This is a genomic window from Neobacillus sp. 114 (assembly GCF_030127045.1).
Taxonomy (GTDB): Bacteria; Bacillota; Bacilli; order Bacillales; family Cytobacillaceae; genus Neobacillus; species Neobacillus rhizophilus.
The window spans coordinates 3,663,536-3,687,631 of the sequence record NZ_CP126144.1 but is presented as its reverse complement, the minus strand read 5'-3'; the positions used below and the strand labels follow the sequence as shown (position 1 = coordinate 3,687,631).

Here is a 24,096-nt window from a genome sequence, read left to right as displayed (position 1 = left end):
AGAATGAACAAGAAAGCTTTAAAAGAATTTGCCGTCTATGCACGAAATGAACTTCGAAATCAAATTGCTCTTCGGGCAGGGACTTTTGGAATCACTTCAAAAGGTCTCCCTCAGCTTGGATCAGGCACGGATTACGTTGAAATAAACCATAAGAAATTTCCGTTGTCCTTTCGGAAGGGTATTCAGAAATTGCTAAAGGAAATAGAGGCAAAGGGCTATGATAATGTCATCGAAGAAGTAGCTTATACTTGGTTTAATCGTTTAATCGCGATCCGCTTTATGGAGGTTCACAACTATCTCCCTTCCAAAGTCCGGATTCTATCGAGTGAAACAAAAGGGAAAGTGGATCCGGATATTTTAACGGAATACCAATACACGGACTTACCTGTAAATAAAGAGGAGATAGCAATCTTATTGGCTCAGGGTAACCGCGAAGCAGCATTCCGAAAACTGTTAGTTGCACAATGTAATGAACTAAGCGAAATCATGCCGTTCCTTTTTGAAAAAGTTGAGGATTTTACAGAATTATTGTTGCCTAAATCATTGTTATATGCGGATTCACTAATTAATAGATTAGTGTCCGATTTAGACGAAACAGATTTTCAGGTTGTTGAAGTAATCGGGTGGCTTTATCAATTTTATATGTCTGAGAAAAAAGAACAGGTAGGCGGACTGAAAAACAATGCTGTCAAAAAAGAGGATCTTCCTGTTGTCACGCAACTGTTTACACCAAAATGGATTGTGGAATATATGGTGCAAAATTCATTGGGCAAACTATACGATGAATGGGTCCCTGAAAATACGATTTCCAAAGATTGGGAATTTTATTTAAAGTCAACGGAAAAATTACCGATACCAAACGTTACAAATTTGGAAGAAATCAAGATTATTGACCCTGCCTGCGGATCGGGGCATATCTTGGTTTACGCTTTTGACCTACTTTATGACATGTACTTAGCTGCAGGATATGCTGAGCGAGATATTCCAGCCCTTATTATTGAAAAGAATCTTTATGGACTGGATATCGATAAACGCGCTGTCCAAATGGCTAGTTTTGCCATCATGATGAAAGGCCAGGAAAAATACCGTCGCTTCATTAAGAAGGCAAAAGAATATAGCCTTAATATTGTGGAAATCCAAGACAGTGACTCACTATCAACGGATACAGAGGATTATTTTTCAAAAAAGGCTGGGGAAATTAGCTGGGCTTGGGAGCTTCATCAACAATTTGCAAATGCCAAACAATTCGGGTCCCTTATTGTTCCTAGTGAATCCGCCTCCTTTTATCGTGAACAAATCTTTTTAATACAGTCATTTGAAGCCGAAGATTTGGTAGAGGAGGTATACAAAGCCGAAATCAAGGAAAAGGTGCTGCCAGTTTTGAAGCAGGCTTATCTATTGGCACTAGACTATGAAATTGTCATTACCAATCCTCCCTATCACAATAAATACAACCCAGTCTTAAAAAGTTTTATGACTCAACAATATAAAGATTTCAAGTCAGACTTATATTCTGCGTTCATATTTCGTTGCAGCCAAATGACTGTAAAGAATGGGTTTGCGGGTTTAATGACCCCGTTTACATGGATGTTTATCGCCACCCATGAAAAATTAAGAAGATATATCGTCGAAAACCAAAGCATTACAAGTTTAATCCAGCTTGAATATTCGGCCTTCACAGAGGCGACAGTACCAATTTGCACATTTGTCCTGCAAAATCAAAATCAGATTTCAAACGGAGAGTATATCAGGCTGGAACAATTTAAGGGAGCTGACCAGCAGCCAATCAAAGTGAAAGAAGCCATCCGCTATCCTGTCAATTACCGATATACATTTGATAATAAAAACATAAGTCGAATCAATGGATTGCCGATTGCCTACTGGGCAACAGAAGAAATCAGGGTGATTTTTGAGACTTGTCCAAGCCTAAGTGAATTTGCGGAACCAAAGCAGGGGCTGGCGACTGCCAATAATGACAGGTTTTTGCGATTATGGCATGAGGTCCAAATCCAAAATATCGGATATGGATATGAATCAATCCAGCAGACGATAGAAAGTGAAAAAAAATGGTTTCCATATAATAAGGGTGGTGCCTTTCGGAAATGGTACGGCAACCAAGACTATGTTGTCAATTGGGAAAACAATGGATTTGAGATTAGACATTTTGTCGATGAGAATGGAAAGGTCCGATCACGTCCGCAAAACACAGAATATTATTTACGGGAAGGAATAACCTGGTCCGATGTCAGTTCCAGTTATTTCGGGGCCCGCTATACCCCAAAAGGCTTTCTATTTGATGTCAAGGGTTCTTCCCTCTTTGTCGATTCTAAGGAAATGCTTTTTTATATTTACGGGATACTGACAAGCAAGATTACTAGGGAAATCTTAAAGTATTTAAATCCAACCTTGAGTTTCCAAGTTGGTGACCTTAAACGTATTCCAATTAAAGAAAGTCATAAAAAACAAGTTGTTATTTCTATCGTTCGTGAAAATATTGATATCTCTAAAGCTGATTGGGATTCCTATGAGAATTCTTGGAGTTTTACAAAGAACCCGTTCTTAAAACAACCGGGGACGCTGACCAAACTTTCAGATTGCTTTGCTTATTGGGAGATGGAGACTCGAAAAAGATTTCGGCAGCTCCAGAAAAATGAAGAAACCTTAAACGAATTTTTCCTCAAGGTTTATGGCTTGGAAGATCAATTAACTTCTGAAGTTCTTGAAGAAGAAGTAACAGTCCGCAATGCCGACCGTGACCGCGATGCAAAATCCTTTTTATCCTATTGTATGGGTCTCATGATGGGCCGTTATTCTCTAGATTTTGAGGGTCTAGCTTATGCTGGTGGTGAGTGGGATTCCACAAAGTATAAACAATTCCAGCCTGATTCTGATGGGATTATTCCCCTTACGGATACGGAGTATTTTGAAGATGATGTAGTTGCACGTCTTCAGGAGTTGTTAGTGATTTTATTTGGACAAGACACTTTGGCGGAAAATCTTCGTTGGTTGGCTGAGTCGTTGACGATGAAGGCTAATGAGACGCCGGTTGAGAGGTTGCGCCGTTATTTCTTTGATGAATTTTATGCAGACCATTGTAAGATTTATCAAAAACGTCCGATATACTGGATGGCGGAGTCCGGTAATAAGAAAGGTTTCCGTGCATTGTTTTATCTGCACCGTTATATCCCTGAGACTCTGGCAACCATGCGTTTCTCTTATGTGCAAAACTTACAAGAAAAGCTGAGCCAGGAGCAAAAACGCCTGGAACAAGATCTCGTGAATCCAGATCTATCAGCTGCCACGAAGAAGCGTTATGATAAGCAGCTAGCCACCATTAAATCCCAGCAGGAAGAGCTGATTGATTTTGACAAGAAACTGGCGGAGCTTGCGAATCAGCGGATTGCTTTAGATTTGGATGATGGGGTAGTAGTAAACTATGAAAAGCTTCAAAATGTCTTAGCCAAGATAAAGTAAACTGGAATGGGTAGAGTGGAGACTCTATCCATTCTTTCGGTAATATTTACAATTGTGCCTTTCTTTTTTATTCTTATAAATAAGAAGATTTAGTATTGTGAGAGTTGGTGTTTTATGAATATCACTGAAGAGCTGCTGCGGCTGTTTCAGGAGCAGCAATCAGAGAATAATGGCGCTGTCCGCCAGGTTGTTTTTTGGTATGACCCGCAAAGCAAAACACGGGATCTATCTGAAATTGAAGAGGCGCTAAATCAGGAACAAATTAAGGTGCATCACTTGCACCAGGATCGTGCGTTTAGTACAAAAGTGCTGCTTGAACTGGAAGATCCGGATCATTCTTATTTGATCTATGCTCCTTTTGCCAAGCCGGACGATAAAGAAAATTTCTTGTTAGATATTCTGTTATATAGCGGGAAATATGGCGAGTTTCAAGCGGATGAAATTGCGATTCGCATAAAAGAACTTCGCTTGGATCACCTGCCGATTCGCAAATTTCTTGAAGAACATACAAAATTCTTTGACAACCGGCAGCGTGTCGCGAGATTCCAGAAGCTGCTTCCGAATAAACCGACGATGGACCAAGTCAAGCAAACCATCATTGCCGTCCTTTGTAATGCTAAAAGCATTCATCCGCAGGATTTGTTAAAAAGTGTATTGTCCACTGCAGGTATATCCGATGCCAATGACGAACTGAAAAAAATTGCAAAATACATAGATGAAGAATTATTTTTTACATTTGTGGAAGAGTATTTTGGCATTGAAAAGAAAGAAGAAAATCGGCTGGCCCATATTATCGAAACCATTGTATATCAGCACTATGCGTCACATTTGGATGAAAAGGTTTTAACAGTCCATTATCCATCTACTGTTCCCAATATATGCAGGGTCTTTATTGAAGAATGGTTAAAATCCGAAGAAAGAACGGCACTTGAGAAAACTCTGGATTTTCTTGAACAAAAATGGAATATTGGACAGGCAGTTGAAAAATATACGTACCAGTCGTTTCTCCGCTGCGACACCTTTGCAGTGGTGGAGCGGAAGATTCTCGATGTGTTTCATGAGTTGCTTTTAAAAGAAAGTATCATTGTCTCAGAGTGGAGGAGCATTCTTTCGGAGCGCCGCAAGAGCTACTGGTATAAAACGCGGTTTTTTCAACCATATCAGCTATTGGAAAAGGCCCTTTGCTTATACGAGTGGGGACTGGCCTTTGAAAAAGATGATGCTCCGAGGTCCGGATCCGAATGGTTTACGCTATACAGCGAAAAATATTTCAACCTTGATCAAGCGTACCGGCACCTGTATCTCGCCTTTTTAGGTCAATCGGGATTAGAGGGATATCAAGAATTATTTGATAAATTGACCTTCTGGTACGAAAATCGTTACTTAGTCGAATTAAGCCGATACACCGATGAAATAATGGAAACTGAACTGAAAGACAAATGGCCGCTTTACGATGTCCTGCAGCAAAAGAACTTTTACCGGACTATGATTCGGCCGATAATAGAAGGGTCGCGGGAACGAATTTTTGTGATTATTTCCGATGCGATGCGCTATGAAATTGGACAGGAGCTGTCCAATCAATTTAGCCAGCGCTTGAATACGGAGATCAAGTTAATCCCGATGCAGGCGACATTGCCGACCTATACCCAAATTGGGATGGCGGGTTTGCTCCCTGGAAAAATAACCAATGTTGCCACAGATGGTACGGTTTATGTGGACGGAATCTCGACAAGGGGACTCGTGAATCGAAATAAAATTTTGCAATCCCACGAACCTGATTCTATTGCGTTAAAATTGGATGATTTTATTCCTTTAGGAAAAGAAGAGGGAATGGCCCTGGTTAAGGGAAAGCGAGTTGTCTATTTGTACCATGACAATATTGACGCCATCGGCGACTCCGGTAAAACGGAAGGCTATACCTATGAAGCTGTAGAACAGACGATTGAGCGATTAAATTCGGCTATAAAAAAATTAACCGGAACCTATGAAGCTGTCCGGATTTATTTGACTAGCGATCATGGCTTTTTATTTCAATCTTCCCAGGTGGAAAAATATCAAAAAACAGAGAGCATGAAAGGCGAAGTCCTTGACCGAAATCGCCGTTTTGCGATTGGAAAGAATCTGAGCACACCTGAAGGGACTATAAAGATTTCCTTGGATTACCTGGGGATAGACCTTGAGGCTGTCATTGCAAAGGGCTTAAATCGGTTTACGGCTGGCGGCGGCCAGCGCTTCGTTCATGGGGCCGCGATGCCGCAGGAGTGCATCATTCCGTTAATTGAGTACCGCCAGGTGAAAGGGAAGGCACGAAAGTCGGAGGAAGAGCGGGTTAATGTCCGTGTCGCCTCGATTCAAAAAGTAATTACGAGCTACCAGTTCATCGTCCCCTTTTTCCAAGAGGAAAAGGTGTCGAACCACTTATATCCAAGAACACTACGAGCCGCATTCTATCGTAACAATGAGCGAATCTCTAATGAATTAACGATTACCTTTGATTCTACGGGTGAGGTGACGGAACGGCAAACCGATGTGGTGTTCCATCTTCTTGAAGACCGTTATGTCACGGGTGATGTTTGCTTATTAAAATTGGAGGATGTTTCAGGACGGACTACGGAATTGTATGGTGAGGAAGAGTACGAGCTGAAACTTTATAGTATCTAAGCTTTTGTAGGCCTACCTGTCCATTTAGATGACGGGTAGGCTTTGTTATTTTTTGGTATAATGAGTCTATGGATTTGTTTTATTTTTAGGAGGAAAATTATGCTGCAGGTTGGGGACGTAGTCAGGGGTCCATTATGGCCGGAATTGGTTGAAATTAAAAAGGTCGAAAGCATCCAGGGAAGCTTTTATCGGGTCGAAGCTTTTGGCAAAGAAACAAGCAAATATTATCAGGCGATGATTTTGCCTGACCAGCTTTCGTCCATTGAAATATTAAATCAACTCAATGAGAAAAAGAGGCTTTCGACGGAGGAATTATGGAGCTACCTCCTCTATCAGGAATTGGTCATAGACCAAAAGTTTTCGAGATCGAGGGCTCTCGGCAATAAAAATGTGATTCCCTTACCGCACCAAATCGAGGCGGTTTATGGGAGAATGCTCCAGGTTCCGACCGTTCGCTTTCTGCTTGCTGATGACCCTGGGGCAGGGAAAACGATTATGGCCGGTATGCTCATTCGTGAATTAAGAGCCCGGAGAAGTGCCGAGCGGATTCTGATTCTCGTACCGCCACTTGTGTTAAAGCAATGGCAGCAAGAACTGCAGGACAAATTTTCCGAGCCGTTTACAATTATTACCCGGTCATCCTTGAACGACTCCATTGGGAAAAATCCTTTTGTGGAGAATGATCGAATTATCACATCCCTTTATTGGGCATCCCGTGATGATGTGAAAAGTCTGTTATTGGAGGCAGACTTTGATTTAGTGATCGTCGATGAGGCTCATAAAATGGCAGCATATACAACCGGCGGAAAAAAGAAAAAAACGAAGCGAACGAAAATTTATCAGCTCGGGGAATCACTATTGCGGCAAAGTGAGCATTGCTTATTGTTAACCGCGACCCCGCACAAAGGGGATGTGGAAAATTTTCGGCATCTGATGCGACTGGTGGATGAGGATATTTTTTCATCAATAGGAATAAAAGAGACGTTGCGTGACAAAAGTAATCCGTTTATTATTCGCCGTTTGAAAGAAAATTTGAAACAGTTCAACGGGGCACCACTGTTTCCGAAGCGGACAACAAAGACTATTACCTATGATTTATCCGATCAAGAGCTGGAATTATATGAAGCGGTGACCACTTATGTCAGGGACCATTTCAATCGAGCGATCAACCGTGGACATAACAGCACCGCCTTTGCCATGATGCTCCTGCAAAGAAGGCTAACTTCATCGGTTGAAGCCATCCATTCATCACTACAGCGCAGGCATGCACGGTTGGTCTTGCTGTTAGAAGAAGTAAGGGAGATGGAGAAGATTCAGTTTGCTGAAGACCTAACAGATGATTACGAGGAAGCACCTTTAGGCGAACAGGAACTGATCGAGGAGAAAAGTGAAGAATCCTTTGATAGTATTGATCCGCAAGAATTGGAGCTAGAAATTAGTGAACTAGAAAGGTTAATTTCCTATTCTGGTTACATCCGAACCAATTATGTGGAGCGGAAATATCTCGAGTTAGAGGATACGTTATTCGGCCAAAATGGGCTATTAAACAATGGCGAAAAGATTCTTATTTTTACAGAATCAACGGATACCTTGCATTATCTTGAGAAAAAGCTTTCGGCACATGGCTTGGAGATTTCCAAAATTATTGGCAAGTTTTCTATGGACGAAAGACGGAAGCAGGTGGAAAAATTCAGGAATGACTGTTGTATTATGTTAGCAACAGATGCTGGTGGGGAATCGATTAACCTTCAGTTCTGCAATCAGATGATTAACTATGATATACCCTGGAACCCTAATAAACTCGAACAGAGGATGGGGCGGATTCATCGGATTGGCCAGAAGAATGAAGTATTTGTGTTTAACCTGGTTGCCGGCAATACCCGGGAAGGGGATGTTCTGATTACCTTGCTCAATAAGATGGAGCAGATGCGAAAGGATTTAGGCCAGGATTTGGTCTATGATTTTATCGGTGACCGTCTGGAGGATAAGATGGCCGATTTGCCATCGTTAATGCAGCACGCCATTCTCCACCGGGAGCATCTGGATGACATCAAGCGTGATTTGGAAGATGTACTGTCTGACGAGCATCGAGAGCTGTTAAAAATTGCTGAAGAAGAAAGGTTAGCCGTTGATGCTATTGATCTGCCCGGTTTAAATCGGGAACAATACGAAATTGCGATTGGGAAAGTCCCGCCACGGGTATATGCCGAGCTTACCGTCGAGACTTTGGAGAGACACCGAGTGAGAATCAATATGTCGCAAAACGGGCAATTTTATCGAATCGACCGCCTTCCAAAATCACTGCGGGAGTTTGCTAGGAAACATCATATTTCCCTTGGGGGCAAAGAAGACTCGTATCGTTTTACCAAAAGTGAAGAAGCCATTGATGAAGGTGTAGTCTTGATTCAAAATGATAACCCGCTATTCGAATTATCGTTAACATTATTGAAAGAGGAAGCTGGAGGCGTTCCATTACCGCATTTTCAGGTTTCATTGCCCATTTCCGAGGCGCTAGAGGTTGAAGGGTATGAAATTGGGCTGATGGATGGGACAGGGCGGGAACTTTTAAAGGATGTCGTTTATTTTGCCAGACTTAAATCGAGGGAAATAATCGAGCTTGATTCGTACTGCTTATTAGGTAACTCATTTGCAGATGTTGTGATAAGTGATAAGTCGTGGAATGATTCGGAGCTATTTATGGATGCTATGAATTCGGTTATGGCCAAACGGGAGGGGCTACTGCTTTCAAATGAAATGCAGTTGAATAAGAAGATTCAATTTTTACGAAGAGCGTTTGACTCTCAATACCAGGAAATAACAAGAAAGCTTGATCACTACCGAGATGAAAATATTGACAACCGAAACTCAGCCTTGATCAACCAAATGAAGTCACAGCTTTACGATATTGAGGACAGACGTAAAGTCCGGTTGGAAGAATTGGAACGAGAGCGAAATATCAATATCATTCCTCCGGTAAAAATTGTAGAGTTTACAATTTTGCCATCGGGTGGGAGTGTAAACCGGGTAATTCCGGTGGATTACAGGCAGTCTATTGAGCAATATGAGCTTTCGGAAGGGCGAAAGTTGATTAAACATTTTCCTGCAATGTCCTTGGTAGATTTCATGAGTGAAGATGGAGATGGAAATGTCCGGTTTATCATTTTGGTAGACCGAGAAAATGGCTCTATACCAGACCATCATATTCAGGATTTAGGGGATCTGAGGGAACAAACCATTATTTATACCATAAAGGATTTTGTGATTGTGGACGAACGGAAATTGCATGTTGAAATGAATCAATTATTTTAGGAGGTGTTTTGTTTGGCGGAAATTCAATATGAGATTGTCCAAACAATCGCTGTTCTTTCAGAATCTGCGAAAGGTTGGAAAAAAGAACTAAACCTCGTCAGCTGGAATGGACGGGAACCAAAGTATGATATTCGTGACTGGTCGGAAAATCATGAGAAGATGGGGAAAGGTGTAACCTTATCCAAGGATGAATTGGAAAAATTGAAGGATGCTATTAAACCTTTATAAAATTTAAACCTTAGCCGAAGGCTTTCCCTTTCGGTTATTTTTTTGGTAAACTGTCATAAATTATTTCCGTTCCCTTATTACTTAATCCATTTATTTCCTAGATATCGATAATATTTCCTGATATATGGTAATATCATGATATAGGTCTTATTGCTTAAAAGGAGGGGAATCAATGTCAATAGAACCTGCTAAAGTAGCGAGGATATTTGAATATTTACTTGCTGTAAAGAATTTAAATGAAAAAGTCATTCGTAATATTAATGACTATGAAAAGGTTTGGTGGGAAAAAGATTTACCGGATATTGAGGGCTTTTATATGGGTGGACAAGGAACTAATGAAGAGGCCTGGTATGAAGTACACAAGCAGGAAATTCCCCACCCTCCCAAACCAACATCGGAAATAAAAAACTGGATTATTAAATATGATGATCCAGATCAGCAGCCGAAAGTACATACTAGACTGTTTATTGGAAAAGATGATGAGGGTGAAGATGTTGTAGAACAATTTGAAGATGACTTGGAACGTGTTTCTGCGTTCGGCCGCTGGTTAAAAGAATGGCAAACATGGGCAAAGGAAGCATCTCCAAAGAAAAAAGTTCAGCATATATACATGGAGTTATTTTCCTTATACCAACGATTCCAACGGGAAGGAGAAGATTTGGAATTAGCATGTGGCCATGGATTGCTTCAATGGGAAATTGAAGCTTTTCAAATTTCAAGACATGTCCTTGTTACCAAACTTGAATTAATCTTCGATGCAAAAAAAGGAATATTTTTTATGGTTCCAACAAGTAAAGGCACCTTAATGGAAACCGATATGTTTTTACACATTGAATTACCAAATGCTACAAGGTTTATGAAGATGGAGAATCAGGTAGCAGATTTTGATATATCACCATTAGATAAAGAGCAGCTTAAACCATTCCTGCAAGAAGTCATCCATACGTTAAGCCCAAATGGTTTATATAAATTAGATAAACAAGAAGTTGTAAAAGGTTTAAAGTCACCAATTATATCTTATAGTTCAGGCCTTTTTTTAAGGAATGTGGGCGGAAGATTATGGAAGCAGGAATTAACAAAGGTTATTGAAAAAATTAAACAAGGTTTTCCCGTACCAGAGACTATCCAGATTTTAACTACTACGGAAACAAAAAATGTTGATGCAGAGCACTCAAACAACTCACAGGAAAATTGGAGACCAGTGGGTGAACAGTTGCTGTTTCCGCTGCCTACAAATAAGGAGCAACAATTAATTGCACAAAAGCTAGCTACCAATAGTGGCATCGTCATTCAAGGGCCCCCAGGTACCGGTAAGAGCCATACAATTGCAAATTTAATCAGTCACCTTCTAGCACATGGAAAAAGGGTTCTTGTTACAAGTGAAAAAGAACGAGCACTTCAGGTTTTAAAAGATAAAATCCCAGAAGAAATTCGGGCTCTTTGCGTTAGTGTGCTTGGTGGGGATTCAAAATCAGTTAAGGAAATTGAGGATTCTGTCAAGACTATTGCAGAAAATTTAGATTCAAAGCAGACCGAAATACTTCAGAAAAATATTGATCGGTTAACAATAGAATTAAAGACTACAAAGAGGAACATTGCAAGAATTGATACGCAAATTAATGCAGCAGCTGAAAGAGAAAATGAAGTTGCAAAATTTGGTGAATTAGTATTAACACCACTTAAAGGAACCAAATGGCTTCAAAAAAATAAGGAGTATTCCTGGTTGCCTGATCAGATAAAGCCAAATACTGACTTTCCTCTTTCGGATAAACTGTTATCAAAGTTCTTTGAACTTTTGGGTACTCTTTCAAAAGAAGATATCCAATCTTTAGCATTAGAACGCCCATTAAGTGACACATTGCCAATACCCGCTGTTTTTTCGAATAAAGTGGATGATATTCTTAGTATTGAGGAAAAAATTGACCAAACAAATGAGGCCATTCTTAATTGGTCACCAAATGAAACTTCAAATGTTGATTTTGACCTTTGGATTAATAAAACAAATAAATCGATTGAAACACTAACTAATCTTCAAAACGAACCCTGGTTAAGAACTATTATTGAAGATTGTATGAAGGACAATGAACAAACAAAATATTGGCTACAAGTTGTGGAGGAAGTTCGTGGTACATTAATTGTAATTCAAGCACTCGAAAAAGAACTTATAGAGCATTCTTTTACCTTTCCACGTGGAAAAAGTCTGCAAGAGGTAAAAGAAGACCTTCAAAACCTAAAGGAAAAGTTTGAGGCTAACTCGAAAATTAACTGGTTTTATAAAAATGTATTTGGCAGAAAACTCAAATATTTATTTGAAGAGATAAAAGTAAACGATAATCCCATTCGGCATGGTGAAGATGTGTCGCTTTTACTAAAGGAGATTGAGTTAAGAACAAATAAACATAAGCTTTCAATTAAGTGGAACCGGATATTAAATGAAATTGAAGGGCCACAGGTAGAAGAAACTCAGAAAAGACTTGGGATCTTTTTAAGGGAAAAATGTAATTTAATTGAAGAAGCGGCCAATTGGTGCATTACTTCAAATAGAGAGTATATAGAACTTTTAGTGACAATAGGAAAACCTGGGAAACCTCTATTAAATAGTGTAGAGTGGTTTAGGGAGCTTTTAGATGGATTGCTTGTATTAAATTATAAAAAAATGAGGAGTGAGGTTTTAGAATTTTTCGATTCTATCGAGGTTTACTTGATAAATGGAAAAGATCATTCGGTCTCACATCCTATTTGGAATGACTTCTCCAATGCTCTAAAACATCGGGATAAAACGTTGTGGAAAACAGGATATGTAGAAGTGGCTAGATTAGAGGGACTCAAGGCAGACTACAATCAGTTTATCGAGTTAAGAGATAAACTTTATACCGTTGTCCCTAAATGGACAATGGACTTGATGGAAAAAGGTGGAACAGGCACTCCGCTTTTCCCACCCGAAGATCTGGCTAAAGCATGGTTATGGAAACAGGTTGAATACTGGATAAAAGAAATCCAATCGAAGCCAATAATCGAAAAGTTAGAGGAAGAAAGAAAACTAGAACAGTTAAAAGAACAAAAATTTATTAAGGAATTAGTCGCTGTGGCCACTTGGAAGGAACAGATAAATAGAACAACTGGAAGTCAAAAGAGAAGCCTTTTCGCTTGGTTGAAAGCCGTTCAAAGGATTGGAAAAGGAACAGGAAAATACACAAATATATATCGTAAAGATGCCAGCAAAGAAATGATGATGGCAAAAGGGGCTATTCCTGTTTGGATCATGCCGGTTCAGCGTGTCATTGAAAACTTTGAACTCACTGAGGATTTGTTTGACGTCATCATTATTGATGAGAGTAGTCAAAGTAATTTATTTGCGTTAAGCACACTTTTAAGAGCTAAAAAAGCTATTATTGTGGGGGATGAAAATCAAATTAGCCCTGAAAGCATCGGAACGGAAATTAGTGAGGTTCATGATTTGATTGAACGATTCCTCTATGATATCCCTAATAAAATGCAATTTGATATACGCACAAGTTTATATGATACGGCGAACAGGGTTTTTGATAGTAAGATTGTGCTAAAAGAGCATTATCGCTGTGTTCCGGAAATTATTCAATTCAGCAATGACTTAATGTATGGCGGTATGATTGATCCACTTCGTCTTCCATTGGCTAAAGATATGTTTACCCCGCCTGTCAAGGCTATTAGGGTGGAAGAAGGATATAGACTAGAAGGGACTTCAAAAACAATTAATGAACCCGAAGCAGAGGCCATTGTGAACTTCATTGCTAATTGCTTAGAAAACCCTAAATACCAAGGAAAGTCATTTGGAGTGATATCCCTTCAAGGTCATGACCAAGCACGAATTATTGAAAACCTGCTACGCGAAAAAGTAGGCGAAGAGGAAATGATCAATCGAAGGTTAATTACTGGGGATGCTTATGCATTCCAAGGTGATGAACGAGACATTATTTTTCTTTCAATGGTTATTGCACCAAACGTCGGATTTGCTTCACTAACGAAAAGATCCGATTTACAACGATATAATGTTGCTGCAAGTCGTGCAAGAGACCAAATGATTTTGTTTCACTCTGTTGATCTTAATCAGTTAAAACCAAATGATGTACGCTACCAGTTACTACAATATTGCAAGCAACCACATAGGGTCCAAGAAGAATTAAAAGAACATGGTCTTGATTTCGACTCTGATTTTGAACGGGATGTCTATGCCCTAATCTCATCAAGAGGGTACCGTGTCATTCCGCAAATGAAAGTCGGGTCACTCGGTAAACGAATTGACCTTGTTGTTGAAGGCATGCGCACAAGATTAGCTGTTGAATGTGACGGTGATAGATGGCATGGTTTAGAAAAATGGGAAGAAGACATGGAAAGGCAGCGAGTCCTTGAAAGAGTTGGCTGGACTTTTTGGCGTGTCAGAGGAAGTGCCTTTTATGCTAATCCTTCCAAAGCCATGGAGTCATTATGGGTTAAACTTGATGAAATGGGGATTGAACCTTATGTACCGACCGAGAGTGTTTTTGTAGATACCAAAACAAATACAAATGTGGAACAAGAACCTGAACTAATAAAAATAAAAGGGATAAACTTAGAGCAAGAAGTCATTAATGAAGAAGTAATGAGTACTAAGGTACAAAATCCTAAGAATCCAAGGAAAAGGCCGACTAAACCTGATCCCTTATTAGAAGAAGTACAAGATGAAGAGCATACTACCATAAAATATATGTCTTTAAAAAAACAATATAATAAAGGCAAACAAACTGAGCTTATACCTAACGAGCCAGAACAGCTAACTTTTTTTGATACCCCTTATGTGAAAACATCAACAAAAATACAGGAAGAAGAAATATATGGTAATAAAAATGAAGTACCATTTCCTATAGTTTCATATTTAAAAAAACAGGGATTTGAAGTTATTGATAGGCGTCAAAAAGGCGGAGCTTTATGGGTTATTGATAAAGCCGGCTTAAAACCTATAATTCAAGAGCTCAAAATAAAGGGCATTCAATTTACCTATTCTGAAAATGGTGGTCGTGCAACAAAGAAAAGACCTGCTTGGTTTACTTCTTATAACCAATAAGAGAAATCTTTTACAGATAATATTGTTGACTGTATGAATGATTCATTTAAAGACTATATTAGACTAGGTAAATTGTAGTACACCAAATCAACATTCTAATAAGCGATAAATAAAATATAAAAAAACCGACAAAAGTTTGTCGGTTTTTTGCGTCTCTTTAGGAGGAAAGTATTAGATTATTGTTGAATTGTATCGTTAATAAATGTTTCTAGGGGGATTAGAATGGTGTTTAAAACCAAAGAAATCCAGCAAATGAAATTTAGCAAATGGGATGAATTAAATTATTATGTTGAGCTTGAAAAAGAGAGCCTTGTCCTTGTTCCTTTAGAGGATTTTTTTGATAATAATTCAATATTTTGTAATGATGAGTTTTTTGGAAGGAATGGTGAGTGGGTCAATTTTAATGAGTATGGCCTTATGGCATTTTTCAGATTAATAAATATTCCTCCTTACATTATTAATAATTTATCTAAAGAAGGTTTAGCTTCAAACGTTTTAAACACTTTTCTCCGAGAACCAAGTATAAGGAGCAAATTAAAGAATTATCAATTTGTTATTAATCTACATACCATGACAGTTTCAGGTATAGTGAGTAATTCATACATGCCGTATAGTAATCATTCTTTTTTAAAGGATTTATCACTTGTTTTTCCAGATATGATGGCAGAGTATTCTATTGAGGAAAGCTACATGGTTAATTCCAGTCTTTATTTGAGGCTGCTTTCTCCTAATTATAAAGCTGGTATTATTACTAAAGATAAAAATCAGGCAGAAGATATTTCTAGAATAGGAATTCAACTAACAAATGGTATGACCGGAAGAAATGCAATAAAGGCGTCCTATTTTGTTTATCGTCTTATCTATAGCAATGGCCTAATACTCCCATGCTCTGAGGTACGTGGAATTGTTGTGCATAGTGGCAAAAAAGAAACGTTCAGAAATAGGATATCTAAAAATATTCTCCCTGTTATTGAGAAAGTTTCGGATATACCTGAAAAAATAGAGACATTAGGTTCAATTAGCTTTGATTTAGAAAAACTTGCAGAAATAGATGGAGCAAAATTTGTCTATGATATTATTCCATTAGACTACGTTGACATCAAAAAGCGCGAAAAGCTAAGAGGTAAAGAAAAGATTGATTTTGATAAAGAAAAACTGGAAGAATATATTAATAAATATTCATTGGAACACTCCAGAAGAGTTTTCCATACATTATTTCGAGACAACCAGAGCATGTTTGACTTTGTTAATATATTTACAGAATATGCAAAAACCCAAAAACCTAGGGAAAAAACTAAAATTGAAGAAAAAACAGGGGAGTTTTCCAGTTGGGTTTTAAAAAATAAAAAGCAGTTTTGCTAAGTAGAATATTCCACAAAAGGTTTGAAATGGCATTGTCTTATTTAAACAAATTGTCAAAAATGAAATAATCTTATGTGTTTTACAAAGGTCATCGCATTTAATTAGAAGGTTTCGAAAAATAATAGATTAATAATTTAATTTAGATTCTATAAGAGAGGCAGAATTGTCTTATGGTGAAGATTGGCGACCAAATTGAACATGTGAAGTTTGGTACAGGGAAAGTTTTAGAATTAAATTACAATGATCAAGATATAGACAAAATGACTATTGCCTTTAAAAGTGGAATAAAAAACCTTTCAATTGAATTGTCATTACCTTATTTAAAAATTAATAGTGAGTACAGGTTCTTCGATTCTAAAAGAAAATGTTGGGTAAATAGGTTAGGGTATAATGAATACGGATTTGATAGAGAGGGATATGATAAAACTGGCCATGACAAAAATGGTTTCGATCGCCACGGGTATGACCTAAATGGGTTTAATTCTTCGGGTTTTAATAAAAGCGGTTTACACAAGTTAGCTGGGACATATTATGATGAAAAGGGTTTCGATAGTGAAGGGTTTGATACTAATGGCTTTAATTTTCATGGTATAAATAAACATACACGAACCCATTTTGACCGAGATGGTTACGATTGTAATCGCCTACATAAAAGTGATACATTAGTTCATTATATAAACTCCCGCATAAGTAATAACAGTGAGTATAAATTCGATGGATTCTATCATATGACAGCATTTGAAAATCTAGCATCGATTTTAGGGCAAGGGAAATTTTTTTCACGTGCTAAACGTCCGATGAAAATTGATATGAGAAGTATGCTACCAGAAACACACAGTGTTTTAAGCAATACTACCGAATATATTCAAAACTGTGTTCGATTTTATTTTAGGCCAAAGACAGGAACATTTTATCATTTCGAGCAGGCACTTGGAGACAAAATAGCGATAATTAAACTAAATAAGGCATTACTATCAGAAAGTAACGCAAAAATAGCAATTGGGAATGCTGGTAGCAAGTATTGTGAATTGATTGATGTTAACGTGGAAGACTTGAAACTAGTAAATATAGATTTAATATTCCATTCATCTGGCAGGACAAACAACAATTATGAAAAAAATTTAAGACAATCCGAATTGTTAATTCCAAAGGAAGTCAGTACAAAATTTATTGATTCTATTATATTTAGAAGCACTGAAGATTTACTTTCATATAAAAATCAATACGGAATAACACGGGGCTATAGATTTATCGTCAATAAAGACCAATTTGTTAAAGGAGATCAACATGGCATACGAGTATTATAAGGGCAGTGTATTTGAATGCGCCGAGAAAAATTCAGTAGATATGATTGTAAATACAGTGAATTGTAAGGGGTTTATGGGGGCCGGCATTGCACTTGAATTCAAATTGAGATATCCGAAAATGTTTATAGAATACGAATTAAAATGTGAAAACAACCAAATACAAGTTGGAAAATTGGATTCCTATTATGATAGTGACATTAAAATCCTTAACTTTCCCACTAAAAATGATTGGAAGCAGCCCTCAAATATTAAATGGATTATTGACGGGTTAGTAAATTTTTCTCAACTATACCGTGATTATGGAATTAAATCCATCGCGTTTCCGAAATTAGGAACCAGTAACGGCGGTTTAAATTGGTCAGATGTAAAACAAGTAATGGAATACTATTTTGAAATGATTAATGATTTGAAAATTTACATCTGTTTAGATGAAATACCGCCGGAAGGTATTGAGGGTAAAATGTTAGAGGTACTTTATTCTTTGAAACCTTCAGATTTTAAAAATATCGGCTTAAGATCTGCTGCAATTGATAATATAGAGGAAGCACTGCCGGTGAAGAGATTTTTTCTTTTAACCAAAATTAAAGGGCTAGGTATGCAATCATATGAAAAATTACATTCTTATTGTTATCAGAAGGCGATTTCAAAAATGGCTAATTCTATTATTAAAGAGGAAAATGAACAGTTGAATTTATTTGATTAGTTCAATTCTTACTAATAGGGTGCCAGCTGGGATAAAAATAAGGTAATTGTATTTGAAAATACAGCCCGAAGCCGTAGCTACTTTTTTTAATGTGGGTGGAGAGTTTTTTTGAATACAAAGATGCCCGATTTAAAAATACAAGAATCATGTAATTCAAAGAATATAATTTGAAAAAGAAAAGACCTGGAGAGATGTAACTTGAAGATAAGCCGCCCCAAATTAAGAGAAGATAGCTTAGAAGAAGCTCTGCTTAAATGTTGTGAATCTGCTCAACTTGGTTATAAAATCGCAAGACAAAATCTGAAAGAAACCTCTAAGGCAATTGAGAACGTAACACAAACGCTACACGATTGCTTGGAAAAATATGAAGATGGCACTGTGCGAACCACAGGAATTGTTGAGCAACTCAGAAATCAGTTACTGATGGTCATCAAAGAACTTAACCAATTACAAGTCACAGCAGAAAAAGATTTGGAGGAAAAGAGGAAAAGGCTGGATACTTTTTCGATCACCTTATTTGGCCGGACCATGGCCGGTAAATCTACCCTCATGGAAATTTTAACAAAAGGGAAAGGTGAATCGATTGGTCTTGGTGCACAAAGGACTACCCGGGATGTGAGAAAGTATCTGTGGAACGGACTAGAAGTGACAGATGTACCTGGTATTGCAGCTTTTGAAGGAGAAGAAGACGAAGAATTAGCATTCAAATCTGCTGCGCAGGCAGATTTAGTGTTATTTATGATTACGGATGATGCCCCCCAGCCTGCTGAGGCAGAATGCTTGGCGCGAATAATTCAATTAGGTAAACCAGTCATAGGCATTTGTAATGTGAAAGCGGCAGTGGATGATGAGGATGACCTCGTTTTGTTTCTCCGGAAGTCAGATTATTTTAACCGAAATAGGCTAAACGAGCTTGTTGGTCAACTATATGATTTTACTGATGAATATGTTCCGGGTAAACGTATTCCATTTATTTTTACCCATTTAAGGTCTCGCTTCTTAGCTGATAATCCAAATTATACGAGATACCGTGAATCGCTTCTTAAAGCAAGTCATTTTGATGAGTTGGAGTCGCGTATTATTAATGAAGTAAGAGGTCGCGGAGTTTTCCTAAGGACCAAAAGCTTCATCGATAGTACGACTGCACAGATGATGGAAATCATAAAAAACCTTCTTGATTTTAGTGCACAGAACTCAGCAAGTGGGCGGGTCCTTATTGAAAAGCGTCGGCAGTTTCAAAGTTGGTCGCAAATTTTTATGGAGGATTCACGGGAAAGAATCAATACATTTGTATCACAACAAATGGATCATCTTCGAAACGATGTATCTGACTTTGCTGAAGAACATTACGAGGATAAGTACGCTGGAGAAAAGTGGGACAAGCATATACAATCAACGGGTTTAAATGAGAAAGCAAAACGTCTTCAGGAAAAGATTCAGGAAGATTGCAGGAAAGCTTTAAATGAAGTTGCTAGAGAATTAGAAAAGGAACTTAAATTTGTTGCTGAATTTTCCGGTGATCGCTCCATCAAAATGAATGGAGTATTTGATACGAAGCGATGGTGGAATTGGGGAACATCTATTTTATCCGGAGGAATTGGGTTAGCAGCTGTCATTATTGGCAGTGGTCCATTGGGCTGGGCAGCAGCGGGTGTCGGATTAGCTGGGTGGTTAATTTCGCTGCTATTTGATGACCGTGAAAAGAAAGCAAGGAAAAGGAGGGTAAAACTTTCAAAGGCCCTTTACGATAATATAGATAAAATAGAGAAGAATCTCAAACGGCAACTTCATAATTGGCTAAATAATGAGGTGCTTTCGAAGCAGATAAATATGCTTTTAAATGATTTTGGAGTAGTCACTTCCAGCATTTTTGAACTGGCAGATGCACAGCGTACGTTAGCATGGAAGCTAAATCTTCGACAAAAAGAATTGGGGCATTCTCTTATAGAAGAGGCTCTACGTAATTGCAATGGTGCCGGTATGGAGTACCACATCCGTGACCTTGCAAGGATACCCGGATTTGCCACGATTTTTCTAGTTGCACCAGATACCTATTTTCCGGATGACCTCAAGAAGGGGTTAAGGTATTTATTAGATGAGTCTATTTGGTTTGTGATTGATACAGGAAACCAAAAATCAATTCTTTCACAAGCGATTGGTCGTGGTTGTGACAGGAATAAAATTAGTATTGAAGCAAAATTAAATGTTGCCCACATCCCACTAAACGATATCGATGCAATGACATTAATGAGGGTAAAACTGGCACAGCAGCTTACAGGATTACATGTGATGTTATGAAAAGGAGAAATTCTATGAGTCAATCAAATTTTGAAATTCTTGAGTGGGTAGAACAAGGGAATGCCCTTTTGAAAAATGCGCGGGAAGAATTATCAAATTCAAACAGTGAAAAAGTTCGAAACTTATCTGGTCGAATACCTTCCCAGATTCTCGCGGAAGATAAGGAAATTGAGATTGTGTTTGCTGGTCAATATAGTGCCGGAAAATCCACGATATTGAAGGTTCTGACAAATCGTGAGGATATTGAAACCGGTGCTGCTATTAAAACACAGAAAGCCCATACCTATGAGTGGGAAGGGGTTAAAATAATAGATACTCCAGGAGTTCATACTGAAGTTATGCCTGATCATGATGAGATCACCTATCAGGCTATTTCGAATGCAGATCTGCTTGTTTTTGTGATAACAAATGAACTTTTTGATTCACATCTTGGCAAGCATTTTCGTAAACTCGCCATTGACAGAGACAAATCACATGAAATGATGCTTGTAGTAAACAAAATGCGCAGAGCAGTGAAAGGTAATTCACCTGAAATGCAGGAAGTTATTAAGGAGGACTTGCGTAAGGTTGTCTCCCCGTACTCACCAGAAGATTTTCGAATTAGTTTTATTGACGCTGAGTCAGCAAATGAAAGCAAACGCGAGACCGATGAGGAAATTTCAAATATATTTTGGCGCAAAAGCGGCTTTGACTCTTTCACAAAAGAATTAAACCTGTTTATTAGAGAAAAGGGCCTTGCTGGACGGTACACAACCGCTTTATACAGCCTAGAACAGGTATTGCAAGAAGCACTCGTTGCTGAATCGACTGGGGATGCTGACGTCGATGCGTTGGAGGAATTACTGTTACAACAGCGGCGTGCACTTCTTGAAACCCAAGAACGTATACCTCGAGCTGTAGAAAGCGAGATCCAACGGACAGGGAGTAAAATTCGTCAGGAAGGCCGTAAGGTTGCAGATATGGTTAATGGTTCAGCAGACCAAAAACAAGTGGATTTTGAATTACAAGCGGCGCAAAATCGGGTTCAAGTTTACACAGATGAATTGAATACCTCAATACAACAGGTGATTAGTAAACAATTAGAAAATCTAGGTGAACGGATAACTTCCATCGCCAATAGCGAACTGGCAAAGGAGTTACTTCAACGGCTTGCTTATCGAATCAAAGAAGCAAATATCTCACCTGAGGTGTTGGGAAATCTTAAGACGGCTGGGGATATCTCACAAAAGTTGGGAAAATTCCTAATAGAGAGGTCCTTCACTTTGAAGGAAGGATTTAATGGTTTATTTAACCTTAACCATTATTCTGGGACGTCTATGCATGAAACGGTAAAGCAAATAGGTCATTTTTTTGGGTATAAGTTTAAACCGTGGGAAGCAGTAAAATGGTCGCGTGGATGCTAATGCGGGACGAGTATTTGCTGTTGCTGGTACGGTTCTCACTTTTGTGTTACAGATTAAAGAGGATATGGATGCAGCTCAATTAGAGGTAGATTTAAGGGAAAGCAGAGCAGCAATCAGAAGCGGGTTTAATGATGCGGCACATTCCATTGAGATGCATTTCAACGAAGCCACTGGCACCTATGTGGCTAAAACACTAACAACACAGATTGAAAATGTCGACCAACAGCTAGCCGAGCTTCGGGACATGCAGCAATCTCGAAGTGATTTGTTTAAAACATTAGTAGGATTACTTGAAAGGACTAGAGGTTTGATTAGTAGTTTACATGAACATGAATCAAAATATATAACACTAAGATAAATAGAACTAAATTAACCTGTGTAGAATTATTTCTATGCAGGTTTTTGATTGAAGAGAAGGTCTTCACAAGGATTTAAAGGTAACCCCCCAATCAAACAACACATATAAACATGCAGCGTCTCCTTTATCAAATAGTTAAAGAATATAAGAATGATCAATAGTAGTAGTAGAACTAAATACTTGGGGAAGGGATTTTTCCTAGCTGAAAAGGGAGGAGTTTCATAATTGTTTTCCCCGATATAAGCGAGACTTAAGAGATAATTAATAACAGTAAATCGATACGTAAAGTTTAAAAGTAAATGGGATGACAATAAAAAATAATCTTCAGTCCCTTTAAAGAAATGGTCTGCAGATATTGTCGGTAACTATAAGGAATAGCTCCAAAAATAAAATTGCAGTGTGGTAGCATTTTTGTAACATACCACAATTTATAAACAAAAATTATAAATAACTAAATAATATTATGTTGCTCGAGAATCCATTTTAATCAAGGATTCTCGGCAACAAATGTTATAAAAAAATACCTATCAATAATACCTCGCCCGTAACTTCAAAACTGCTTGAGACTTGTGTGCCTGTTCTGGTGGTTTCGATTCCTAAGCAGTTCCCCGAACCTTGAATTTTTAGCCTATTTTATCAATCCAGTGAAGACAACAATCAAGACTGAATGAAATTGCTATTCCAAATTGGAAGAAAGCTGACTAATTGCGTTTACATAATTTGAAGAGTTCCCAATCAAAAGTTGAAAATTAAAAATATTCGAATTTTAAAGAGAAGGGACAATTTTGGCCCTTTAAATTATTTTTCTTCGTATGTCAGTTGAAATAGGTAATGGGCCATCCCCTTTACAGCTTCCGGCGTACTCCCAAAACAATGCCAAACGGCTGTTGTTCCATCCTACACCATGACTTCGTATGAATCTCCAACTTTAAGCACCCGAAGTTTAATTTTTCCCTTGCAGTAAATCCAAAACGAATTCCAAATTTGACTTAGCATTTCTTTTGCTATATCCGCCAACATGCACCTCACCAACATATCATATTTATTCGGTAGTCAACTTGTAGTACCTGTTTTCAATATTGGCAAATATTTATCACTTTCCAGGCATCTTACCAGCAAAAGCTAGCTTTTAGTTAAGTCAAAGTTTGCCAAGGAGAGAGGGGTGTGTAACTTGGTGTGAAGTTGGTGACAGACTGGTGGCAAATCAAATCATCTTGCCACCAATTCATCTGTTTAAACCTTACAAGGTAAACTCGGTTAGGATTGTGATTTTAATTAGCCGTTTATGTATTGCTTAAAGCCTCTGTTGAGCGGTTATACCCGACTCCTTGTCCAAATGATATTGCCACCAAACAAAGGCTAACTAGGATTGACTTTTTAACTATGCTGCAACCGGAAGCGCTTAGGGTCTAACAGAAAACCGATAGGATCGTTTCCAATTGCCTTTGAAATTTTTTGTAATTGGTCAGCATTTTGCAATTTATTGTTAAAGGCTGATACCTTGCAAGGGACAGTTAGAATACTCCCATTTGTAAGTATTACATGGGTTTTTAAATAATACCCGTTGGTTCTGACGATATGATTTGGATTAAACCACATGGCATCCTCGTTTTTGGCTGATTTGGTCGCAAAGATGCAAATGTTATGAATCGGATCCACCTGGATAGGGCACATCGGGATATTCCCTAGGAGCTCTTTGGCGTTGGCAATTGCGCTGTTTAAGTCAAAACCAATACATCTGATGGTATCTGCTAGTATTTCTAATGGAGAACGGTCCACAACCAGTTTCCTGTGTAATTCTTCAACAAGAGTGCAGCTCTTGCCATTTCGATCATAATAACCTGACATGTGAATAAAATCTGGTTTGATAAAATAGTATTTTTCAATATCCAAAGAATTTTCGCTCCTTAAAG

12 protein-coding genes are annotated in these 24,096 nt (G+C 38.2%); 11 read left to right on the top strand and 1 reads right to left on the bottom strand.

All coding sequences use genetic code 11. The annotated features are described in order from the left end of the window. Window positions 1-3 precede the first annotated feature (3 nt). The 11 genes from pglX (at window position 4) to QNN06_RS17865 (ending at window position 22,183) form a co-directional block, all read left to right on the top strand. Complete coding sequence (gene pglX, locus QNN06_RS17915; RefSeq protein WP_284035626.1) at window positions 4-3,474, top strand: BREX-1 system adenine-specific DNA-methyltransferase PglX; 3,471 nt, start codon at window positions 4-6, stop codon at window positions 3,472-3,474. 114 nt (window positions 3,475-3,588) lie between these two features. Next, window positions 3,589-6,135 carry a BREX-1 system phosphatase PglZ type A gene (gene pglZ / locus QNN06_RS17910; protein ID WP_284035625.1) on the top strand — a complete coding sequence of 849 codons (2,547 nt, stop codon included), beginning with the start codon at window positions 3,589-3,591 and terminating at the stop codon, window positions 6,133-6,135. Window positions 6,136-6,234: 99 nt separating this feature from the next. Next, window positions 6,235-9,444, top strand: a complete 3,210-nt coding sequence (locus QNN06_RS17905) for a DEAD/DEAH box helicase (protein ID WP_284035624.1) — start codon at window positions 6,235-6,237, stop codon at window positions 9,442-9,444. Between the two features lie 12 nt (window positions 9,445-9,456). Further along, entirely contained in the window at window positions 9,457-9,672 is a 216-nt protein-coding gene (locus QNN06_RS17900) for a YdbC family protein (protein WP_284035623.1), read from the top strand. A 172-nt stretch (window positions 9,673-9,844) separates the two neighbouring features. Next, window positions 9,845-14,752 carry an AAA domain-containing protein gene (locus tag QNN06_RS17895; protein WP_284035622.1) on the top strand — a complete coding sequence of 1,636 codons (4,908 nt, stop codon included), beginning with the start codon at window positions 9,845-9,847 and terminating at the stop codon, window positions 14,750-14,752. Between the two features lie 222 nt (window positions 14,753-14,974). Next, on the top strand, window positions 14,975-16,114 hold the full coding sequence (locus QNN06_RS17890) for a hypothetical protein (protein ID WP_284035621.1): 1,140 nt from the start codon (window positions 14,975-14,977) through the stop codon (window positions 16,112-16,114). Window positions 16,115-16,284: 170 nt separating this feature from the next. After that, window positions 16,285-17,421 carry a DarT ssDNA thymidine ADP-ribosyltransferase family protein gene (locus QNN06_RS17885; RefSeq protein ID WP_284035620.1) on the top strand — a complete coding sequence of 379 codons (1,137 nt, stop codon included), beginning with the start codon at window positions 16,285-16,287 and terminating at the stop codon, window positions 17,419-17,421. Next, window positions 17,402-18,124, top strand: coding sequence for a macro domain-containing protein (locus QNN06_RS17880; RefSeq protein WP_284035619.1), 723 nt, complete (start codon window positions 17,402-17,404; stop codon window positions 18,122-18,124). The genes QNN06_RS17885 and QNN06_RS17880 overlap by 20 nt, the downstream gene beginning before the upstream one ends. Window positions 18,125-18,322: 198 nt before the next feature. Next, window positions 18,323-20,422, top strand: a complete 2,100-nt coding sequence (locus QNN06_RS17875; RefSeq protein ID WP_284035618.1) for a GTPase — start codon at window positions 18,323-18,325, stop codon at window positions 20,420-20,422. A gap of 14 nt (window positions 20,423-20,436) precedes the next feature. Then, a complete protein-coding gene (locus tag QNN06_RS17870) occupies window positions 20,437-21,825 on the top strand; it encodes a GTPase (protein ID WP_284035617.1) in 1,389 nt (462 codons plus the stop codon). Then, complete coding sequence (locus tag QNN06_RS17865; protein WP_284035616.1) at window positions 21,815-22,183, top strand: hypothetical protein; 369 nt, start codon at window positions 21,815-21,817, stop codon at window positions 22,181-22,183. The genes QNN06_RS17870 and QNN06_RS17865 overlap by 11 nt, the downstream gene beginning before the upstream one ends. Window positions 22,184-23,560: 1,377 nt before the next feature. Here QNN06_RS17865 and QNN06_RS17860 read toward each other — a convergent pair. After that, window positions 23,561-24,076, bottom strand: a complete 516-nt coding sequence (locus tag QNN06_RS17860) for a competence protein ComK (RefSeq protein ID WP_284035615.1) — start codon at window positions 24,074-24,076, stop codon at window positions 23,561-23,563. Window positions 24,077-24,096: the final 20 nt, after the last annotated feature.